Origin of the sequence: Pseudonocardia sp. Ae150A_Ps1, from assembly GCF_001932315.1 — a bacterium.
Taxonomy (GTDB): domain Bacteria; phylum Actinomycetota; class Actinomycetes; order Mycobacteriales; family Pseudonocardiaceae; genus Pseudonocardia.
The window spans coordinates 223,703-241,509 of record NZ_MCIJ01000001.1 but is presented as its reverse complement, the minus strand read 5'-3'; the positions used below and the strand labels follow the sequence as shown (position 1 = coordinate 241,509).

19 protein-coding genes are annotated in these 17,807 nt (G+C 74.8%); 10 read left to right on the top strand and 9 right to left on the bottom strand.

Annotated features, from left to right (window positions below; all coding sequences use genetic code 11):
* The first annotated feature begins 77 nt into the window (after positions 1-77).
* Positions 78-1,592, top strand: coding sequence for a glucose-6-phosphate dehydrogenase (zwf, locus tag Ae150APs1_RS01025; RefSeq protein ID WP_212567134.1), 1,515 nt, complete (start codon positions 78-80; stop codon positions 1,590-1,592).
* Here the strand turns inward: zwf and cobM are convergent.
* From cobM to cobT, 3 genes are read right to left on the bottom strand one after another with little or no spacing between them, the layout of a single operon-like run.
* A complete protein-coding gene (gene cobM, locus Ae150APs1_RS01020) occupies positions 1,586-2,332 on the bottom strand; it encodes a precorrin-4 C(11)-methyltransferase (protein WP_075295131.1) in 747 nt (248 codons plus the stop codon). The two genes, zwf and cobM, sit on opposite strands and share 7 nt — an antisense overlap.
* Positions 2,329-3,564: a precorrin-6y C5,15-methyltransferase (decarboxylating) subunit CbiE gene (cbiE, locus tag Ae150APs1_RS01015; RefSeq protein WP_075295130.1), complete on the bottom strand. Its 1,236-nt coding sequence runs from the start codon at positions 3,562-3,564 to the stop codon at positions 2,329-2,331. The genes cobM and cbiE overlap by 4 nt, the downstream gene beginning before the upstream one ends.
* On the bottom strand, positions 3,557-5,275 hold the full coding sequence (gene cobT / locus Ae150APs1_RS34480) for a nicotinate-nucleotide--dimethylbenzimidazole phosphoribosyltransferase (protein WP_212567133.1): 1,719 nt from the start codon (positions 5,273-5,275) through the stop codon (positions 3,557-3,559). Before cobT ends, cbiE begins: the two co-directional genes overlap by 8 nt.
* A gap of 132 nt (positions 5,276-5,407) precedes the next feature.
* On the opposite strand from cobT, the gene Ae150APs1_RS01005 reads away from it, so the two are divergent.
* Positions 5,408-5,776 carry a YchJ family metal-binding protein gene (locus Ae150APs1_RS01005; RefSeq protein WP_075295128.1) on the top strand — a complete coding sequence of 123 codons (369 nt, stop codon included), beginning with the start codon at positions 5,408-5,410 and terminating at the stop codon, positions 5,774-5,776.
* Here the strand turns inward: Ae150APs1_RS01005 and Ae150APs1_RS01000 are convergent.
* Positions 5,743-5,961 carry a hypothetical protein gene (locus Ae150APs1_RS01000; protein ID WP_010230187.1) on the bottom strand — a complete coding sequence of 73 codons (219 nt, stop codon included), beginning with the start codon at positions 5,959-5,961 and terminating at the stop codon, positions 5,743-5,745. The two genes, Ae150APs1_RS01005 and Ae150APs1_RS01000, sit on opposite strands and share 34 nt — an antisense overlap.
* A gap of 113 nt (positions 5,962-6,074) precedes the next feature.
* Here Ae150APs1_RS01000 and Ae150APs1_RS00995 point away from each other — a divergent pair, with 113 nt between their 5' ends.
* The 4 genes from Ae150APs1_RS00995 to Ae150APs1_RS00980 all read left to right on the top strand — a co-directional run bounded on the left by Ae150APs1_RS00995 (position 6,075) and on the right by Ae150APs1_RS00980 (position 9,846).
* The gene (locus tag Ae150APs1_RS00995) at positions 6,075-7,253 is read left to right on the top strand and encodes a CoA transferase (RefSeq protein ID WP_075295127.1); all 1,179 of its coding nucleotides are present in this window, start codon (positions 6,075-6,077) and stop codon (positions 7,251-7,253) included.
* A 276-nt stretch (positions 7,254-7,529) separates the two neighbouring features.
* On the top strand, positions 7,530-8,015 hold the full coding sequence (locus Ae150APs1_RS00990) for a DUF4188 domain-containing protein (protein ID WP_075295126.1): 486 nt from the start codon (positions 7,530-7,532) through the stop codon (positions 8,013-8,015).
* Between the two features lie 133 nt (positions 8,016-8,148).
* Positions 8,149-8,370: a hypothetical protein gene (locus tag Ae150APs1_RS32500; RefSeq protein ID WP_060572093.1), complete on the top strand. Its 222-nt coding sequence runs from the start codon at positions 8,149-8,151 to the stop codon at positions 8,368-8,370.
* 81 nt (positions 8,371-8,451) lie between these two features.
* Positions 8,452-9,846, top strand: a complete 1,395-nt coding sequence (locus Ae150APs1_RS00980) for a sugar porter family MFS transporter (protein ID WP_075295125.1) — start codon at positions 8,452-8,454, stop codon at positions 9,844-9,846.
* A 49-nt stretch (positions 9,847-9,895) separates the two neighbouring features.
* Here the strand turns inward: Ae150APs1_RS00980 and Ae150APs1_RS00975 are convergent, their stop codons facing one another.
* Positions 9,896-12,193, bottom strand: coding sequence for a molybdopterin-dependent oxidoreductase (locus tag Ae150APs1_RS00975; RefSeq protein WP_075295123.1), 2,298 nt, complete (start codon positions 12,191-12,193; stop codon positions 9,896-9,898).
* A gap of 106 nt (positions 12,194-12,299) precedes the next feature.
* On the opposite strand from Ae150APs1_RS00975, the gene Ae150APs1_RS00970 reads away from it, so the two are divergent.
* Complete coding sequence (locus Ae150APs1_RS00970; RefSeq protein ID WP_075295121.1) at positions 12,300-12,821, top strand: DinB family protein; 522 nt, start codon at positions 12,300-12,302, stop codon at positions 12,819-12,821.
* Between the two features lie 51 nt (positions 12,822-12,872).
* Complete coding sequence (locus tag Ae150APs1_RS00965) at positions 12,873-13,796, top strand: LysR family transcriptional regulator (protein WP_075295119.1); 924 nt, start codon at positions 12,873-12,875, stop codon at positions 13,794-13,796.
* Here the strand turns inward: Ae150APs1_RS00965 and Ae150APs1_RS00960 are convergent.
* The 3 genes from Ae150APs1_RS00960 to Ae150APs1_RS00950 all read right to left on the bottom strand — a co-directional run bounded on the left by Ae150APs1_RS00960 (position 13,737) and on the right by Ae150APs1_RS00950 (position 16,058).
* A complete protein-coding gene (locus Ae150APs1_RS00960) occupies positions 13,737-15,050 on the bottom strand; it encodes an MFS transporter (RefSeq protein ID WP_212567132.1) in 1,314 nt (437 codons plus the stop codon). The genes Ae150APs1_RS00965 and Ae150APs1_RS00960 overlap by 60 nt on opposite strands.
* On the bottom strand, positions 15,047-15,484 hold the full coding sequence (locus tag Ae150APs1_RS00955) for a MarR family transcriptional regulator (protein WP_075295117.1): 438 nt from the start codon (positions 15,482-15,484) through the stop codon (positions 15,047-15,049). The genes Ae150APs1_RS00960 and Ae150APs1_RS00955 overlap by 4 nt, the downstream gene beginning before the upstream one ends.
* A 91-nt stretch (positions 15,485-15,575) precedes the next feature.
* Complete coding sequence (locus Ae150APs1_RS00950; protein ID WP_060572105.1) at positions 15,576-16,058, bottom strand: MarR family transcriptional regulator; 483 nt, start codon at positions 16,056-16,058, stop codon at positions 15,576-15,578.
* 114 nt (positions 16,059-16,172) lie between these two features.
* On the opposite strand from Ae150APs1_RS00950, the gene Ae150APs1_RS00945 reads away from it, so the two are divergent.
* Both Ae150APs1_RS00945 and Ae150APs1_RS00940 read left to right on the top strand, forming a co-directional pair.
* Entirely contained in the window at positions 16,173-16,658 is a 486-nt protein-coding gene (locus Ae150APs1_RS00945) for a nucleoside deaminase (RefSeq protein WP_075295116.1), read from the top strand.
* Positions 16,659-16,893: 235 nt separating this feature from the next.
* The gene (locus tag Ae150APs1_RS00940) at positions 16,894-17,322 is read left to right on the top strand and encodes a hypothetical protein (protein ID WP_075295114.1); all 429 of its coding nucleotides are present in this window, start codon (positions 16,894-16,896) and stop codon (positions 17,320-17,322) included.
* Here the strand turns inward: Ae150APs1_RS00940 and Ae150APs1_RS00935 are convergent.
* Entirely contained in the window at positions 17,310-17,798 is a 489-nt protein-coding gene (locus Ae150APs1_RS00935; protein ID WP_075295113.1) for an SRPBCC family protein, read from the bottom strand. The two genes, Ae150APs1_RS00940 and Ae150APs1_RS00935, sit on opposite strands and share 13 nt — an antisense overlap.
* Positions 17,799-17,807: the final 9 nt, after the last annotated feature.

Below are 17,807 nucleotides of genomic sequence, written 5' to 3'. Positions count from 1 at the left end.
AGTCGGTACAGTACTGAATCGGCCCGTCGCCCACGGGCCGAAGGCACTCAGAACTCGTTCGACCGAGGAGACGGCTCGTGCCGCACCCCCTGCCCGTCATGGACCCCGCCGACGTCCTCGTCTTCGGCGGCACCGGCGACCTCGCCATGCGCAAGCTGCTGCCGGCCCTCTACCTGCGCGACCGCGACGGCCAGCTCGCGGGCGACACCCGGATCGTCGCGGTGTCCCGCTCCGGCCTCGACGACGCCGACTACCGCGACAAGGTCGACTCCGAACTGCGCCGCACCGCGCCCCGCTGGGCCGGGCCGGACGCCTGCTCCGACGACGCCCTGCACGACCGGTTCCTCCAGCGGCTGCACCACGTGACCCTCGACGTCGCCGACGACGACTGGTCCCACCTCACCGACCTCGTCGGCCCGGCCGACGACCGCATCCGGGTGCTCTACCTGGCGTCCACGCCGCAGCTGTTCGGCCGGATCTGCGTCGGGAGCGCGCAGGCGGGCATCGTCGACGACCGCACCCGCGTCGTGCTGGAGAAGCCGCTCGGGCACGACCTCGCCTCCGCCAAGGCGATCAATGACGAGGTCGGGTCGGTCTTCGCGGAGGAGCAGATCTACCGGATCGACCACTACCTCGGTAAGGAGACCGTCCAGAACCTGCTGGTCCTGCGCTTCGGCAACTCCCTGTTCGAGCCGATGTGGAACGCCGGCCAGATCGACCACGTGCAGATCACCGTGTCGGAGTCGATCGGCGTCGGGAACCGCGCCGACTACTACGACGGCTCCGGCGCGCTGCGGGACATGGTCCAGAACCACCTGCTGCAGCTGCTCTGCCTGGTCGCGATGGAGCCGCCCGCCCGGATCGACGGCGAGGGCGTCCGCGACGAGAAGCTGAAGGTCCTGCAGTCGCTCAAGCCCCTCGACGGGCCGGACGTCGTCCGCGACACCGTCCGCGGGCAGTACGTCGAGGGCCTGGTCGAGGGGCAGGCCGTGCCGGGCTACCCGACGGAGCTCGCCGAGTCCCGCGCCGGCACCCCGCGCGAGCGGGAGCGGTCTACCACCGAGACCTTCGTCGCGCTGCGCGCCGAGGTCGGCAACTGGCGCTGGGCGGGGGTGCCGTTCTACCTGCGCACCGGCAAGCGGCTGACCACGCACGCATCGGAGATCGTCGTGCAGTTCAAGCCGGTCCCGCACTCGATCTTCCCCGCGTTCGGCGGGGAGATCCCGGCGAACCGCCTGGTGCTGCGGCTGCAGCCCGACGAGGGCGTCCGCCTGCACATGACCGCCAAGGAGCCCGGCCCCGGCGGGATCCGCCCGATCCCGGCGCCGCTGGACCTGTCGTTCGCCCGCACCTTCGGCGACCGGCTGCCCGACGCCTACGAGCGGCTCCTGATGGACGTGCTCCGCGGCAACCCGACGCTGTTCATGCGGCGCGACGAGATCGAGGCCGCCTGGACCTGGGCCGAGCCCATCCTGCGCACCTGGGAGAGCACCGGCCAGCAGCCGCGGCCCTATGCGGCGGGCAGTGCCGGACCGGCGTCGGCGACCGCGCTGATCGAGCGCGACGGCCGGGCCTGGCACGAGGACTACTGATCCCGGCAGCGGGCGTTCGAGTAGAGGTGCGAGTCCGGGAAGTGCCGGGCCGCGAGCGCGTCACCCACGATGATCACGGCGGTGCGCTCGATCCCGGCCTCCCGGACGGCCTTGGGCATCCCGTCGAGGGTGCCCCGCAGCACGATCTCGTGCGCCCGTGACGCGTGCGCGACGACGGCGGCCGGGCAGTCGCCGCCGTACGCCGGGGCGAGCGCGTCGATGACCTCGTCGATCCGGTGCACCGCCAGGTGCAGGACGACCGTCCCGCCCGCCCGGCCGAGCCCGGCGAGGTTCTCCGCGTCGGGCATCGGCGTGGCGCGGGCCGCGATCCGGGTGAGGGTGACGGTCTGCGCGACCGTCGGGACGGTCAGCTCCCGGCCCAGTGCGGCGGCCGCCGCCGCGTAGGCGGGGACGCCGGGGCACACGTCGTACGGGACGCCCTCGGCCTCGAGCCTGCGCATCTGCTCGGCCATCGCCGAGAACACCGACGGGTCGCCGGAGGCGAGCCGCGCGACGTCGAGCCCGTGCCGGTGCGCCCGGACCATCTCGTCGAGGATCTCGTCGAGGGTCATGAGCGCCGTGTCCACGGTCCGCGCGCCCGGCGGGCAGATCTCCAGCATCTCCGGCGGCACCAGGCTGCCCGCGTACAGGCAGACCGGCGACGCCGCGATGAGGTCACGGGCCCGCAGCGTCAGCAGGTCGACCGCGCCCGGCCCCGCCCCGATGAAGTGCACGGTCACGGTGCGTCCCCCTTCTCGTACGTCCAGATCGTCACCGGCATGCCCGGCCGCCAGCCGTGGAAGCCGCCGACGGGTTCGGCACGGGCCACCTGGACCCGCACCAGGTCGCCGCCGTGCTCGGCGTGCGCCGCCGCGAGCAACGCCTCGGTCGCCGTGGTGACGGCGTTCGCGACCAGCCGTCCGCCCGGCCGCAACGCGGCCAGGCACGCGTCGAGCACGCCGTCGCGGGTCAGCCCGCCGCCGACGAACACGACGTCCGGTCCCGGGAGGCCCGCCAGCGCGTCCGGCGCGCTGCCGGTCACCACCCGCAGGCCCGGCACGCCGAGCGCGGCGGCGTTGGCGGCGACCCGGTCCGCCCGCTCCGGGCGGGACTCGACGGCGACCGCCCGGCACGACGGGTGGGCCCGCATCCACTCGATCCCGATCGACCCGGACCCGGCACCGACGTCCCACAGCAGCTCACCGGGCCGCGGTGCGAGGTGCGCCAGGGTCACGGCACGTACCTCGCGCTTGGTGAGCTGGCCGTCGTGGTCGTAGAGGGCGTCGGGCAGGCCGGGGGTCTCGCCGGGCGGGCGGAGGCCGTCGTCGGGGACGCACTCGACGGCGACGACGTTGAGCGGGTCGGCCTCGCCGCGCCAGCCGGCGGCGGTGCCGGTGACGACGCGCTCGTCGCCGGCACCGAGGCGTTCCAGCACCGTCAGGCGCGACCGGCCCCAGCCGGCGCCGGTGAGCAACCCGGCGATCTCCGACGGCGATCCGGCGCCGGCCGAGAGCACGACCAGCCGGGCGCCCGGCGCGAGCGCGCGGCGCAGCGCGTCGAGCGGGCGACCGACGACCGACAGCACCCGCACGTGCTCCGACCCCCAGCCCAGCCGGGCACACGCCAGCGCCACCGACGACGGGTGGGCCAGCACCCGCAGCCGGTCCGGCCCGGCGACCCGGGCCAGGGTCGCACCGATCCCGAAGAACATCGGGTCCCCGGACGCGAGCACCGCGACCCGGCGCCCGTCGAGCTCGTCGAGGATGCCGGGCAGGGCCGGGACCAGCGGCGACGGCCAGGACCGCCGCTCCCCCGCCACGCCGTCGTCGGCCGGGCCGGGCAGCAGGCCGAGCTGGCGCGGCCCGCCGAGCAGCACGTCGGCCTCGCGCAGCGCCTGCCGCGCGGGCTCCGGCAGACCGGCCCAGCCGTCCGCCCCGATCCCGACGACCGTCACGGCCGGGTGGTCATCCATCGGTCTTGTCCGTGACCCCGGCGCTGTCGAAGGTGGCAACGTCGGCCATGGCGCGTGCCGCGCCCTGCAGGACCGGCAGCGACAGCAGCGCTCCGGTGCCCTCCCCCAGCCGCATGTCGAGCTTCAGCAGCGGCACCAGGCCCAGCCGGTCCAGTGCGATCGCCCCGCCGGGCTCGGCGGAGCGGTGGCCCGCCAGGCAGTACCCGGCCGCGTCCGGCGCGAACGCCGCGGCGACCAGCGCGGCGGACCCGGCGATGACGCCGTCGAGCAGCACGGGGGTGCGCAGCGCGGCGGCGCCGAGGACGAACCCGGCGAGCCCGGCGTGCTCGAACCCGCCGACGGCGGCGAGCACCCCGAGCGGGTCCGCCGGATCGGGGCGGTGCAGGTCCAGGGCGCGGCGGACGACGTCGGTCTTGCGGACCAGGGTCTCGTCGTCGATCCCGGTGCCCCGGCCCGTCACCTCCGCGGGATCGGCGCCGGTGAAGGCGCACACCAGCGCGGCCGCGGCGGTGGTGTTGGCGATGCCCATGTCACCGGTGAGCAGGCAGCGGTTCCCGGCGGCGACGAGGTCGCGGGCCACCTCGATCCCGTGCTCGACGGCCGCGCGCGCCTGCTCCCGGGTCATGGCGGGGCCGGTGGTCATGTCGGCGGTGCCGTGCGCGACCTTGCGGGGCAGCAGGCCGGGCACCGGCTCCAGGTCCGTGGCGACCCCGATGTCGACGACCTGCACCTCCGCCCCGAGCTGGCGGGCGAACGCGTTGACGACGGCGCCGCCGTCGAGGAAGTTCGCCACCATCTGCACGGTGACCTCCTGCGGCCACGGCGTGACGCCCTGCGCGTGCACCCCGTGGTCGGCCGCGAACACGGCGACGGCGGCGGGCGACGGCACCGGCGGCGGGCACGCTCCGGCGATCCCGGAGAGGGCGACGGCGACGTCCTCGACCCGGCCCAGCGCCCCGCGCGGCTTGGTCATCCGGTCCAGCCGGTCCTGTGCCGCGGCGCGGGCCTCCCCGTCGACCGGGCCCACGGCGTCCACGGTGGACTCCAGGAGGGTGGTGGGCTCGGCGCCGGGCAGCGCCCGGGCACCCCAGGTCTCCTGGTGCACCGCCCAGTCCAGCGGGCGGCGGCGGGCCCAGCCGTGCCCCTCCAGCTCGGGGCGGTCCGGGAAGCCGTCGACGTGCCCGACGCACAGGTAGGCGACGACCTCGACGTGCGCGGGGAGGCCGAGCAGCTCGTGCAGCGCGTCGATGCCGTCGTCGCCGAAGAAGCTGACCCAGCCGACGCCGAGGCCCTCCGCACGCGCGGCCAGCCACAGGTTCTGCACGGCGAGCGCGGCCGAGTACGGCCCCATCTCCGGCCGGTCGTGCCTGCCGAGGGTGTGCCGGCCGCCGCGGGTCGGGTCGGCGGTGACGACGACGTTCAGCGGCGTCTCCCGGACCGCCTCGATCCGGATCGACCGCAGCGCCTCCGCCCGTGCCGCGGGCAGCTCGGCCGCGTACCGGTCCCGCTGCTCGGCGACGAGGGCGTACACCCGCTCACGGGTCGCCGGGTCGCGGACCAGGACGAAGTCCCAGGGCTGGGAGAACCCGACGCTCGGGGCGGCGTGCGCGGCCTCCAGCACCCGGGTGAGCACGGCGTCGTCGACCGGGTCCGGGCGGAATCCGGTGCGGACGTCCCGCCGGGAGTGCAGCACGTCGTAGAACCCCTGCACCCCTGACCTCCCGGTGATCGCGTCGCGGCAGCGAACGAGACGACCACACGTCTGTGCGGGCGGTCAACCGACGCCCCGCGGCCGGTCGGGCACCTCACACAGCGACGGGACCGCGGCGCGATACTGGGCCGCGTGAACTGCCCCTGCGGCACCGGCCGCCCCACCGACGCCTGCTGCGGCCCGGTGCTCGCCGGGCGTCCCGCGCCCACCGCCGAGGCACTGATGCGCAGCCGCTACACCGCTTTCGTGCTCGGCGACACCGCGCACCTGACGGCGTCGTGGCACTCCTCCACCCGGCCCCGGCGGCTGCGCCTGGAACCGGGCTCGGTGTGGACCGGGCTGGAGATCCTCGACCTGTCCGGCGGGTCGATGTCCGACACCGAGGGGACCGTCGAGTTCCGGGCGCACCGGACCGACGGCGCGCTCCACGAGCGGAGCCGGTTCGTCCGGGAGGACGGGCGCTGGGTCTACGTCGACGGGGACCTCTCCCCCGGCAGGTGACTGCCGTAGAGCCGCCACCCGCCCGCGGTCGGCTCCCAGTGCAGCTCCTCCCACGGGTTCGGGTCGATCCGCTCGAGCCGGGCCCACAGCTCCTCGTGGGCGCGGCCGACGTCGCGCAGGGCACGGCCGAGCCGGACGAGTACCTGGACGACGGCGCTGGTCGCGGTGCTGTTCTCGCTGTTCATGGCGACGATCGTGGCGGGATCGCGACCCGCGGGGAACCGGCAGGAACGCCAGCGTCCGGCAAGATGCCGCCACGGTTGTCGGTGCCGCGCGCGCACGGCTAGCGTGCCCGGACGTGGATCATCCCCCGCTCGGTGACGAGCCCACCGGAGGACCGCTGGACGGCGTGCTCGTCGCCGACTTCTCCCGCGTCCTGGCCGAGCCGTACGCGACCATGATGCTGGCCGACCTCGGCGCCACGGTGGTCAAGGTCGAGGGACCGGGCGGCGACGACACCCGCACCTGGAAGCCACCGGTCGTCACCGACGCGGAGCACGGCGACATCGCCACCTACTACCTGTCGATCAACCGGAACAAGCGGTCGATCGTGCTCGACCTGTCCGACCCGGGCGACCGGGACCTGGCGCAGCGGCTGGCACGCCGGGCCGACGTCCTGGTGGAGAACATGAAGCCGGGCGGGATGGCGCGCTTCGGGCTGGACCATGCCGCCGTCGCCCGGGACAATCCGTCGGTCGTCTACTGCTCGATCTCCGGGTTCGGCACCCGGGGCGGCGCCCACCTGCCGGGCTACGACCTGCTCGTCCAGGCGGTCTCGGGCCTGATGAGCCTGACCGGCGCCGCCGACGGTCCGCCGTACCGCGCGGGCACCGCCGTGTTCGACGTGCTCACCGGCCTGCACGCGGCCCTCGCGGTCAGCGCCGCCCTGCGGCACCGCGAGCTGACCGGCGAGGGCCAGCTGCTGGAGACGAACCTGCTGTCGGTCGCGATGTCGACGCTGGTCAACCAGACCGAGGCCTACGTCGCCGCCGGCGCCGTGCCGCACCGGATGGGCAACGAGCACCCGAGCGTCTTCCCGTACCAGCCGATGCCGACCGCGGACGGCGAGCTGATCGTCATCGCCGCGAACGACGGCCAGTTCCGCAAGCTCGCCACCGTCCTCGGCGACCCGGCGATGGCGGAGGACCCGCGGTTCGCCACGATGTCGGACCGGATCGACCACCGCGCCGAGATCGAGCAGCGGCTGCGCGCCCGGCTCGCGACCCGCTCCGCGCAGGAGTGGTACACCGCGATCGCCGAGGTCGGCGTGCCCTGCGGGCCGATCAACTCGGTCGACGGCGGCGTCGCGCTCGCCGAGGAGCTCGGCCTGGAACCGGTCGTCCGCGCCGGCGACGACGCCGCGGTGCCCACCCTCCGCAACCCGGTCACCTGGTCGGGCACCCCGCCGTCCTACCGGCGCTCGCCACCACCCCTCGGCGCGGACTCCGACGAGGTCCGGGCCTGGCTGGCGACGTAGACTGGCCCGGCCGGGACGCCCGCCGCCCAGCCGCAGCCCAGCCGCTGTCCGGCCGCTGTCCGGCCGCTGTCCGGCCGCTGTCCGGCCGCTGTCCGGCGAGCCGGACTCCGGGCCAGCCGGCACCTCCTGCGGAATCGCTGCCTCGGGCAGCGATCTCCGAGAACCCTTCCCCGGTGCTCGACGTCGCCACGCCCGGGAACACCCTCCCGTTACGGATAGCGCCACTATCCGATCGGCGGTAGCCTGCGACCACGGCGACCACGAAGGGACCGGACGATGGCGCAGTACACCCGGACGACGAACGAGGCCACCGACGACGAGATCATCGTCTTCCTGATCGGCATGCGGTTCAGCAAGCCCTGGCGCCCGGACGCCTGGCTCCCGACGTTCACCGCGATGCCGAAGATGCTCGCCGAGCTCTCGGCCGACCCGGGATCGGGACTTCTCGGCTACCGCCTGACGATCGGCGCCGGTGGGCCGATGGTCGTCCAGTACTGGCGGGACCACGAGTCGCTCTACGCCTACGCGAACGACACCTCCGCCCTGCACCGGCCGGCCTGGGCGGCGTTCAACCGCCGCGCCCGCCGAGTCCCCGGGGCGGTCGGGATCTGGCACGAGACCTTCGTCGTGAAGGAGTTCGAGACGATCTACGGCGACATGCCATCGACCGGCCTGGCCAAGGCACTCGGCGTGCGGACGGTCGACGCGCGTACCGAGGGCGGGCGCCGCCGGCTGGCCGCGGCCCGCCGGACCGCCGCCTGACAGCCACCCGCGACGCGACGACGCGCGTTCCGCGGAACGCAGCGGCACGTCCCGCGACGGACAGCATCGCGTTCCGCGGAACGCGACCTCGCGCTTCGACGCTCACCGGATCGGCCGGTGCTCACCGGATCGCATGAGCGGGGCCGGATCCGGTGAGCGCCGAGGGGGCGTACGCGTCGCGTGGTGGCCGCACCCGAAGCGCGTGCTGCACCCGGGCGGGCTGCTCGCGGTGGACAACGCCCTCTCGCACGCCGCCGAGGTCGCCCCGCTGGCCGGACGGCTGGACGCCGAGCCGGGCATGCACACGGTCACGGTGCCCGTCGGCACGGGCGTGCTGCTCGCGTTCCGTTCCTGAGACCGGCACGGACCGCCGCCGCCACCGGCCCCGGTTCCGGTTCCGGTTACGACCCGCAACCCGGCGTCGGACGATCATCGGGTGACTTCGGGGGCGGAGGCGGCACGACGGCCGTCGCAGTGGGCGATCTGGTTCTTCGGCGCGCTCGGCGGGATCCTGTGGGGCTTCGACACCGGGGTGATCTCCGGCGCGATCCTCTTCATCCCGGACGACGTCCCGCTCACGTCGCTGCAGGAGGGCCTCGTCGTGTCCGGCCTGCTGGTCGGGGCGATGCTGGGCTCCGGGGTCTCGGGCCGGCTGGCCGACACCCTCGGCAGGCGGCTGCTGATCCTCGCCGGCGGGATCGTCTTCGTGGTCGGCACCCTGGGCACGGCGCTCGGGGTCACCGTCGCGATGCTGGTCGGGTTCCGGTTCGTGATGGGGATCGGTGTCGGCATCGTCTCGGTGGTCGTCCCGATGTACCTCTCCGAGCTCGCGCCCGCCCACATCCGCGGACGTCTCACCTCGCTGATGCAGCTGCTCGTGACCGTCGGGATCTTCCTCGCCTACGTCACCGCGTACGCGTTCGCCGAGGCGCGGGACTGGCGCTGGATGATCGGGCTCGGCGTGATCCCGGCCGTCGTGCTGGCGATCGGCATCTACACCCAGCCGGAGAGCCCGCGGTGGCTCGTCGCGCACAAGGCCGACGGCGGCGAGGCCGACGCGCGACGGCTGCTGCGCCGGCTGCGCAGCACCACGGAGATCGCCGACGCGGAGCTCGACGAGATCAAGGAGAGCGTGCGCCTCGAGCGCGAGCACACCGAGCGGGTCTCGATCCGCAGCCTGTTCGCACCGCGGCTGCGGCGCCTGATGGTGATCGGGCTGCTGCTGGTGTTCTGCCAGAACTTCGTCGGGATCAACACGATCATCTACTACGCGCCGACGCTGCTCACCGAGGTCGGGTTCGGGGCGACCGGGGCGATCGGTGCCAACGTCGCGATCGGTGCGGTGAACATGCTGATGACGCTGCCCGGCATGTGGCTGATCGACCGGGCCGGGCGGCGCCCGCTGCTGCGCTGGGGTGCGCTGGGCATGTGCGTCGCGATGATCGTGCTGGCGGTGACGAACCTGTCCGGGCTGGAGCAGGGCCCGCTGCTGCTCGGGCTGACCCTGGCCGGGATCGTCGTCTACATCGCGTCGTTCTCGATCTCGTGGGGACCGGTGCAGTGGGTCCTGCTGCCGGAGCTGTTCCCGCTGCGGGTCCGGGCCGGGGCCGTCGCGTTCTGCGTGACGTTCAACTGGCTGTTCAACATGACCGTCGCGCTGCTGTTCCCGAGCCTGCTGGAGGCGTTCGGCGCGGGCTGGAACTTCCTGTTCTTCGCGGTGACGACGGCGCTGGGCTACGTCTACGCGACCCGGCTGCTGCCCGAGACCAAGGGCCGCACGCTGGAGCAGATCGAGCGTGACCTCGCGGGCCCCGCCGCCGCACGTTCCTGACCGGCGGGGCCGGGACCGGCCGCCGGACGGCTCGTGCCGTCCGCGGCGCTCACGGCACTCCCGGCGCCCGGTGCACCTCCACCGCGGGCAGCGGATGGTCGAACCGGCTCACCGCGACCGCGCAGAGCTGTCCGGTGCAGCCCTGGGCGAACCGCGACGAGCCGCGGTCGCGGGTGACCGCGTTCGGGTTGCCGTGCGCGCACAACCCGTCGTCCCCGAGCTCGGGGCGCTCCGGATCGGCCGTCGGCGCCCACCACGCGCCGGTCGGGAGCTGCAGCACCCCGGGCCGGATGTCGCCGGTGAGGCGGGCGGCGGCGAGGGTCGCGCCGCGGTCGTTGTGCAGCCGGACGACGTCGCCGTCGGCGATCCCGAGCGGGCCGGCGTCGTCCGGGTGGATCCGGACGACCTCGCGTCCGGACCGCTTCGACCCGGAGCTGTGCGCGCCGAAGTCGAGCTGCGAGTGCAGCCGGGTCGCCGGCTGGTTGGAGACCAGCCAGAACGGGTGCCGCTCGTCCGGGGCCTCGGTCGGTTCCCGCCACGCCGGGTGGCCGGGGCAGTCGTCGTAGCCGTGCCCGGCGATCGTCGCCGACCCGACCTGGACCCGGCCGGACGGCGTCGGCAGCGGGTGGCCCTCGGGGTCGGCGCGGAACCGGGCGAGCACACCGCCGTCGTCGGGCCGTCGCGGCAGCTCCAGCTCCCCGCGCTCCCAGAACTCATCGAAGTCCGGCGCGGGCTCGCCCCGGTCGGCGAGCGCCTTGCGGGTGCGGTCGTACATGTGCACCAGCCACTCGTGCGCGGTGCGGCCCTCGGTGAAGGCCTCACCGTGGCCGAGCCGGTGCGCGAGCGCGGAGAGCACGTCGTAGTCGTCACGGGCCTCGCCGTGCACGGGGACGAGCTGCTTCATCGCGACGAGCAGCGCGTCGGAGCTGGTGGCGCCGATGTCGTCGCGCTCGATCGTCATGGTCGAGGGCAGGACGACGTCGGCGTGCCGGGCCGTCGCCGTCCAGACGGGGTCGTGCACGACGAAGGTGTCCAGCTCGGCGACCGCCCGCCGCAGCCGGCGCAGGTCCTGGTGGTGGTGGAACGGGTTGCCGCCCGCCCACCAGGCCATCCGCACGTGCGGGTAGGTGCGCTCGGCGCCGTCGTAGTCGTAGGTCCCGCCCGGGTGCAGCAGCATGTCCGCGACCCGGGCGACCGGGATGAACGAGTTCACCGGGTTCGGGGCCCGGGAGAAGCTCGGGACCGGCACCGCGTTGCGCGGCCGGCCGTAGTGCCCGAGGGAGCCGAGGCCGTAGTTGAACCCGCCGCCGGGCAGCCCGATCTGACCGAGGACGGCCGCGAGCGCCGTCCCGCCCCAGACCGGCTGCTCCCCGTGCTCGGCGCGCTGCAGCGACTGCGCGACGGTGACCAGGGTGCGGCCGTAGGCGATCCGCCAGGCCAGCTCCCGGATCGCGGACGCGTCGATGCCGGTGATCGCCGACGCCCAGGCGGCGTCCTTGGCGGGGGCGGCGAACAGGTACTCGCGCAGCGTCTCCCAGCCGTCGCAGTGCGAGGCGAGGAAGTCGGTGTCGTGCCGGCCCTCGGCGACGACGGTGTGCATCAGCGCGAGCATCAGCGCCACGTCGGTGCCGGGGCGGATCGGCAGCCAGGTCGCGTCGACCTCCTCGGGCAGATCCGGACGCAGCGGGCTGACCAGCACGAACATCGCGCCCCGGTCCCGGGCGGCGCGCATCGCACCGCGCTCCACGTGCCGCGACACCCCGCCCGCCGCGATGCCCGAGTTCTTCAGCGCCATCCCGCCGAACGCGAGGACGGTGTCGGTGTGCGCAGCGACCTGGTCCCAGGTGACGGCGTAGCGGGTGACGGCGTCGAACCCGCCCAGGATCTGCGGCAGCAGCACCTCCGCGGCGCCACCGGAGTAGGAGTTGACCGAGCGGGTGTAGCCGCCGGTCACCGCCAGGAAACGGTGCAGCTGGCCCTGCGCGTGGTGGAAGCGCCCAGCCGACGCCCAGCCGTACGACCCGCCGTAGACGGCCTCGTCGCCGTGGATCGAGCGGACCCGGTGGGTCTCCTCGGCGAGCCGGTCCAGGACGGCCTCCCAGGAGACGGTGCGGTACCCGTCGCGTCCGCGGCCGGGGTCGCGCCCCGGCCCGCGCTCCCACCAGCCGCGCCGCACCGCGGGCGCGGCGACCCGTGCCGGGCGTCCGACGGCGGACGGGATGTTGTCCAGCACCGGCGACGGGTCCGGGTCGCCGGGGTGCGGGCGGACCCGCAACCGACGGCCGTCGTAGCGGGCGGTGAACACGCCCCAGTGCGCGCTGTGGGTCTTCTCGGCGTCGATGATCACTCCGCGGGATTCGGTCCGGTCCGGCTCACCGCGTTCCACGCTAGGCCGCACCGGCCCGCATGCGGAAGGGAGCATACGGATCGCCCCGGGTGGGAAGCCTCGCAGCATGACGACCTCCGCGGAGCTGCTCATCGACCACTTCGGCCGCGTCGACGAGCTGGTGCACGACGTGCTCGACGGGCTGACCGAGGCCGATCTCGCCCGCCGTCCGGAGGTCGCCGGGTCCGGCGGTCCCGGGAACCCGATCGGCTGGCTGGTCTGGCATCTCCTGCGGGTGCAGGACGACCACGTCGCCGAGGCGTTCGGCACCGGCCAGGTCTGGACCGGCGACAGCTGGGCCGACCGCTTCGGCCTGGACCTCGATCCCGCCGACACCGGGTTCGGCCACACCCCGGAGCAGGTCGGGCGGGTCCGCACGACCGCGGGGCTCCTCACCGGGTACGGCGAGGCTGTGCACGCCCGCACGGTGGCGCACCTGGGCGGCCTGGGAGACGACGACCTGTCCCGGATCCTGCCCTCGACCTGGGGCGAGGGTGTGAGCCTGGGCGTGCGGCTGGTCAGCGTGCTCGGCGACGACCTGCAGCACGCCGGCCAGGCCGCCTACCTGCGGGGCCTGTTCGGGGTGTGACTCCGGCGGCCGTGCCGGTCCGCGGCGGCATCGGCGCCTAGGCTGGACCGGATGTCCACCGCACCCGTACGCGTCCCCGACCTGACCGCGCTCGCCCTGGTCGTCACCGTGGCCCGCACCGGCGGGCTCGCCGCCGCCGCGCAGGAGCAGGGGCTGTCGGTGCAGGCCGCGTCGTCGCGGCTCCGGACACTGGAGCAGCAGGTCGGCGGGCCCGTCCTCGAGCGGACGCGGCGCGGCCGGTCGGGGCGGCTCACCGCCCGCGGGGTGCTGCTGGCGGAGTGGGCCGGTCCGCTGCTGGACACGGCCCGCGATCTCGACGCGGCGCTGGCGGTGCTGCGCCCGGCGCCGGACGGGACCGACCCGGTCGTCCTGGCGGCCGGGTCGGGGGTGGCGGACTGCCTGCTCCCCCGCTGGCTGGTGGAGCTGCGGGACGGCCCGGGCGGGCGGATCTCGCTGCTCGACACCGACGACCCCGCGACCGCGGTGCGTGACGGCGACGCGGCCGTCGGCGTCGTCGAGACGCCCGGCCCGCTGGACAAGCTGCACGCGGCGACCGTCGCGACGGACGCGCTCGTCCTCGTCGTCGCTCCCGGGCACCACTGGGCCGGCGGGCCGGGGGTCGGCGCCACGGAGCTGCTCGCCACTCCCCTGCTCACCCGCCGTCCGGGGACGGGGTCGCGGCCCGCCGCCGAGGCCGCGCTCACCGCGGCCGCCCCCGGGGTCACGGCCGCCGAGCCGCTGGCCGAGCTCGCCGCCGACGCGGCCGTCCGCGCGGCCGTGCGGGCCGGCGACGGCCCGGCGCTCCTCGGGCGGACGTCGGTGGCCGCCGACCTGGCCGCGGGCTCCGCGATCGAGGTGCCGGTGCACGACGCGGATCTCGGCCGCGAGTTCCGCGCGGTCTGGCAGGAGGGCACGTCACCGCAGGGGACGGCGCGCGACCTCCTCCGCATCGCCACCGGCGGCCGGATCCGTTGACCGCCCGTCCCGCTCCGCCCGCGCAGCACGCCGGGCGGCGGGCAGGCCGATGAGGGCGGCGACCAGGCAGGCGACGGCGCCGAGCGCGAGGCCGCCCCGGCCGCCGAGGTGCTCGCTCACCCAGCCCGCGACCGGGCCGCCGATCGGGGTCGAGCCGAGGAAGGCGACCGACCACAACGCCATCACCCGGCCCCGCATGTGTGGCTCCGAGGCCAGCTGCATCGTGCTGTTCCCGCCCGCCATGAACGCCACGCTGGCCATCCCGACCATCGCCATCGCGACGAGCGCGACCCACAACGACGGGGCAGCCGCCGCGAGGCCGAGCACCACGCCGAACACGAGCGCCGTGCGCACCAGGGACGGCAGCCCGGTCCGGCCCCGCCCGGCGACGACCAGCCCGCCGATCACGGCGCCGACGCCCATCGCCCCGGTGAGGTAGCCGTAGGTGCTCGCGCTCCCGCCGAACGTCTCCGACGCGACGACCGGCAGCACCACCGGGAACTCGTAGGCCAGGCAGCCGATCAGCGCCATCATGACCAGCGGGACGAGCAGGTCGGGGTTGCCGCGGACGTAGGCCAGTCCCTCACGGAGCTGCCCGGGCGCCCGCGGGGCGGGCTCGGTCGGGGTGAGCGCGGAGACGTCGAGCCGCAGCAACGACGTCACGACGGCGACGAAGCTGGCCGCGTTCACCGCGAAGCACACCCCGGTGCCCCCGGCGACGATCACCAGGCCGGCGACGGCGGGGCCGACCGCGCGGGCGGCGTTGGTCAGGACCGAGTTGAGGGTGACGGCGTTGCGCAGGTCGTCGCGGCCCACCAGCTCCTGCACGAACGCCTGGCGGGCCGGGTTCTCGAACGCCTTGTTCAGCCCGAGCACCGCGGCCAGGACGTAGACGTGCCAGAGCGCGACCGTCCCGGTCAGGGTCAGCACGGCCAGCGCGAGCGCCTGCAGGCCCATGACCGACTGCAGCCCGACCATGAGCCGTCGCTTGTCGACCCGGTCCACCCACACGCCCGCGTACGGCCCGAGCAGCAGGGTGGGCAGGGTCTGCATCGCGACGACAGTGCCGAGCACGGCCGCGGACCCGGTCAGCTCGTAGACGAGCCAGGACTGGGCGACCGACTGCATCCAGGTGCCGACCAGCGAGATCGACTGGCCACCGAACCAGAGCCGGTAGTTGCGCCCGGACAGCGCGGCGAAGGTGCGGCCCGCGGCGGACCGGGCCGACGAACGGAGCGCCGAGCCGGTGATCACCGGGCGTCCCGCAGCGACGACGCGAGGGCCTCCAGCGCGGGGAGCGCGGCACGCAGGCCGTCGGCCTGGACGTCGGGCAGGGCATCGACGTGCTCGGCGAGCAGCCTGGCCCGCTCCGCGCGCTGCCGCTCGTGCTCGGCCCGGCCGGTCCCGGTCGCGGTCACCCGGACAGCGCGACCGTCGTCGGGGTCGGTGTCGCGGGCCAGCAGCCCGGCCGCCTCCAGCTTGCCCGCCATCCGGGACAGCATCGTCGGGTTGAGCCCCTCGAGGGTCGCGAGCTCGCCCATCCCGATCGGCCCGCGCACGACGACCGTGCCGAGCACCGAGACCTGGGTGCGGGTGAGCTCGGACCCGCGGGAGTGCCGGTCCAGGCCGCGCCCGATCCGGGCGAGGACGACGCGCAGCCGGGCCAGCTCGTCGGGGTTGAGACTCATCGTGCTCCGGTCTCCCGCCTGTCGTTCTGTTGCCTGTCGGCAAGCATATACCCGGGGACAGGAGGGTGCCGGTGGACGTGAGCGGGAGAACTCAGCCGGCCGGCTCGTCGTGGTCGTCGTGCTCGTCGCGTCCGTCACGCAGCCGTGCCGCGAGCCGCTGGAGGTCGTCGCGCAGGCGGAAGAGCTCGTCGAGATCCATCCCGGTCGCCCGGATGACCTGCTCCTGCGCGACCGCGGCCCGGCTGCGCAGGGCCCGGCCCTCCTCGGTCAGCGAGACCTGCACGGTGCGCTCGTCGTCGGGACGGCGGGCCCGCACGACGAGCCCGCGCTTCTCGAGCCGGGTCAGCATCGGCGACAGCGTGCCGCTGTCCAGGACCATCCGCTCGCCGAGCTCGCGCTGCGGCACGGACTCCTCGGCCCACAGCACCAGCAGCACCGCGTACTGGCTGTAGGTGAGGCCGATCGCGTCGAGGATCGGTCGGTAACAGCCGGTCATCGCCCGCGAGGCCGAGTGCAGCGCGAAACAGAGCTGCTCGTCGAGCGCCAGCGGCGCAACGGTTCCGGTCCGGTCCATCCCCACAGGGTAGGCCGTCACCGCGCGGAGTCCACCGGGCGTCCGTGTCCGGCGCGCCGCGGACGGGCCCGGAACGGCCCTACGATCGACGGGACCGGAAGGGGTGATCGGGCGATGGACGAGCAGGACCGCGTGAATCTGCGCCGGTGCGTCGAACTCGCCGAACAGGCCCTCGGGGCCGGGGACGAGCCGTTCGGGTCGGTGCTGGTCGACGCCTCGGGCGTCGTGCGGGCCGAGGACCGGAACCGGGTCGCCGGCGGGGACCCCACCCGTCATCCGGAGTTCGAGCTGGCCCGGCGCGCGACGGAGCTGCTCACTCCCGGTGAGCGGGCCGGGGCGACCGTCTACACCTCCGGTGAGCACTGCCCCATGTGCGCGGCCGCGCACGCCTGGGTCGGGCTGGGACGCATCGTCTACGCGAGCTCGACGGCCCAGCTCACCACGTGGCTGCAGGAGATCGGGACACCGTCGCCCCCGGTCCGGCCGCTGCCGGTGTCGGAGGTGGCGCCGGGAATCCGGGTGGAGGGCCCCGATCCCGATCTCGCGCCCCGGGTCCGCGCGCTGCATGAGCGGTTCCACCAGTGGCACCGAGGCCGGTGACCCGGTGGCACCGAGGCCGGTGGCACTGAGACCGGTGGCGACGGGAGAGGGTCCGGGGCGCGGCCGCCCCCGAGCGGTCGCGCCCCGGACCCCGGGGCGACGGACCGGAAGGCTCCCCAGCATCCGGCCCGGTTCCGAGGTCGTCAGGTCTTCGGGATACCCGCACACGACCGCGGTAACCCACACGGGCCGGAAAAGTTCGGGATCCGGCCCCCGCAACCGGAAGGACCGACCGATGCTCCGCACCACCGCCCGCCTGCTGCTCGGCGCCTTCCTGGTGACCGCCGGCGTCGCCCACCTGCTGGTTCCCGCCGAGTTCGGCGCGCAGGTCCCACCGTTCCTGCCCGCCCCGGGCGTGATCGTGCTGGTCTCCGGGCTCGTCGAGATCGCCCTGGGCGCGGCGGTCCTCGTGGCTCCGGCGCGGGTCCGCCCGGCCACCGGCCTGACCGTGGCCGCGCTGTTCGTGCTGGTGTTCCCGGGGAACGTGTCGCAGTACCTGACCGGCACCGCCGCGTTCGGGCTCGACACCGACGGCGCCCGCGCGCTGCGCCTGGTGTTCCAGCCGATACTGGTGGCGTGGGCGCTGTGGGCCTGCGCGTCGTGGCCGGTGCTGCGCGGGTGGTGGCTCGGACGTCGGCGGGGCGGGGCCCGTCAGCGGTCCTGAACGGTGCGCGCCAGGATGCCCAGGGTCGCCCTGAGCGCCTCCCCGGAGATCAGCGGGAACCCGAGCCCGCGATAGTCCGGGTGGATGTCCGACCAGTCGCAGTACGACACGACCCGGGTGGCGCCCTCCCCGGCGGGCTCCAGCCGGTAGCCGTAGACGTGCCCGACCGGAGGCCGCATGGTGCCGTCGATGGTCCATGCGATCTCACGGTCCGGCTCGTAGGCGGTGATCACGACGTGCACGTCGTAGCGCCCCATCGGCCGGTCACCGAGAGCCTCGCGGTCCATGTGGACGAGGAACCTGTCCCCCGTCGCCGTGACCGGCTCGCCCTCTGCCGACATCAGCATCCCGGAGCTGTCGATCGCCACGTGACCGCGCGGGTCACGCAGCACCGCGAAGATCGCCGACGGCGACGCGTCGACCACCCGTGCCGCCTCGATCCGCTCGCCGGTCGCCGCACTGCGCTCGTCGCTCATGACTCCCGA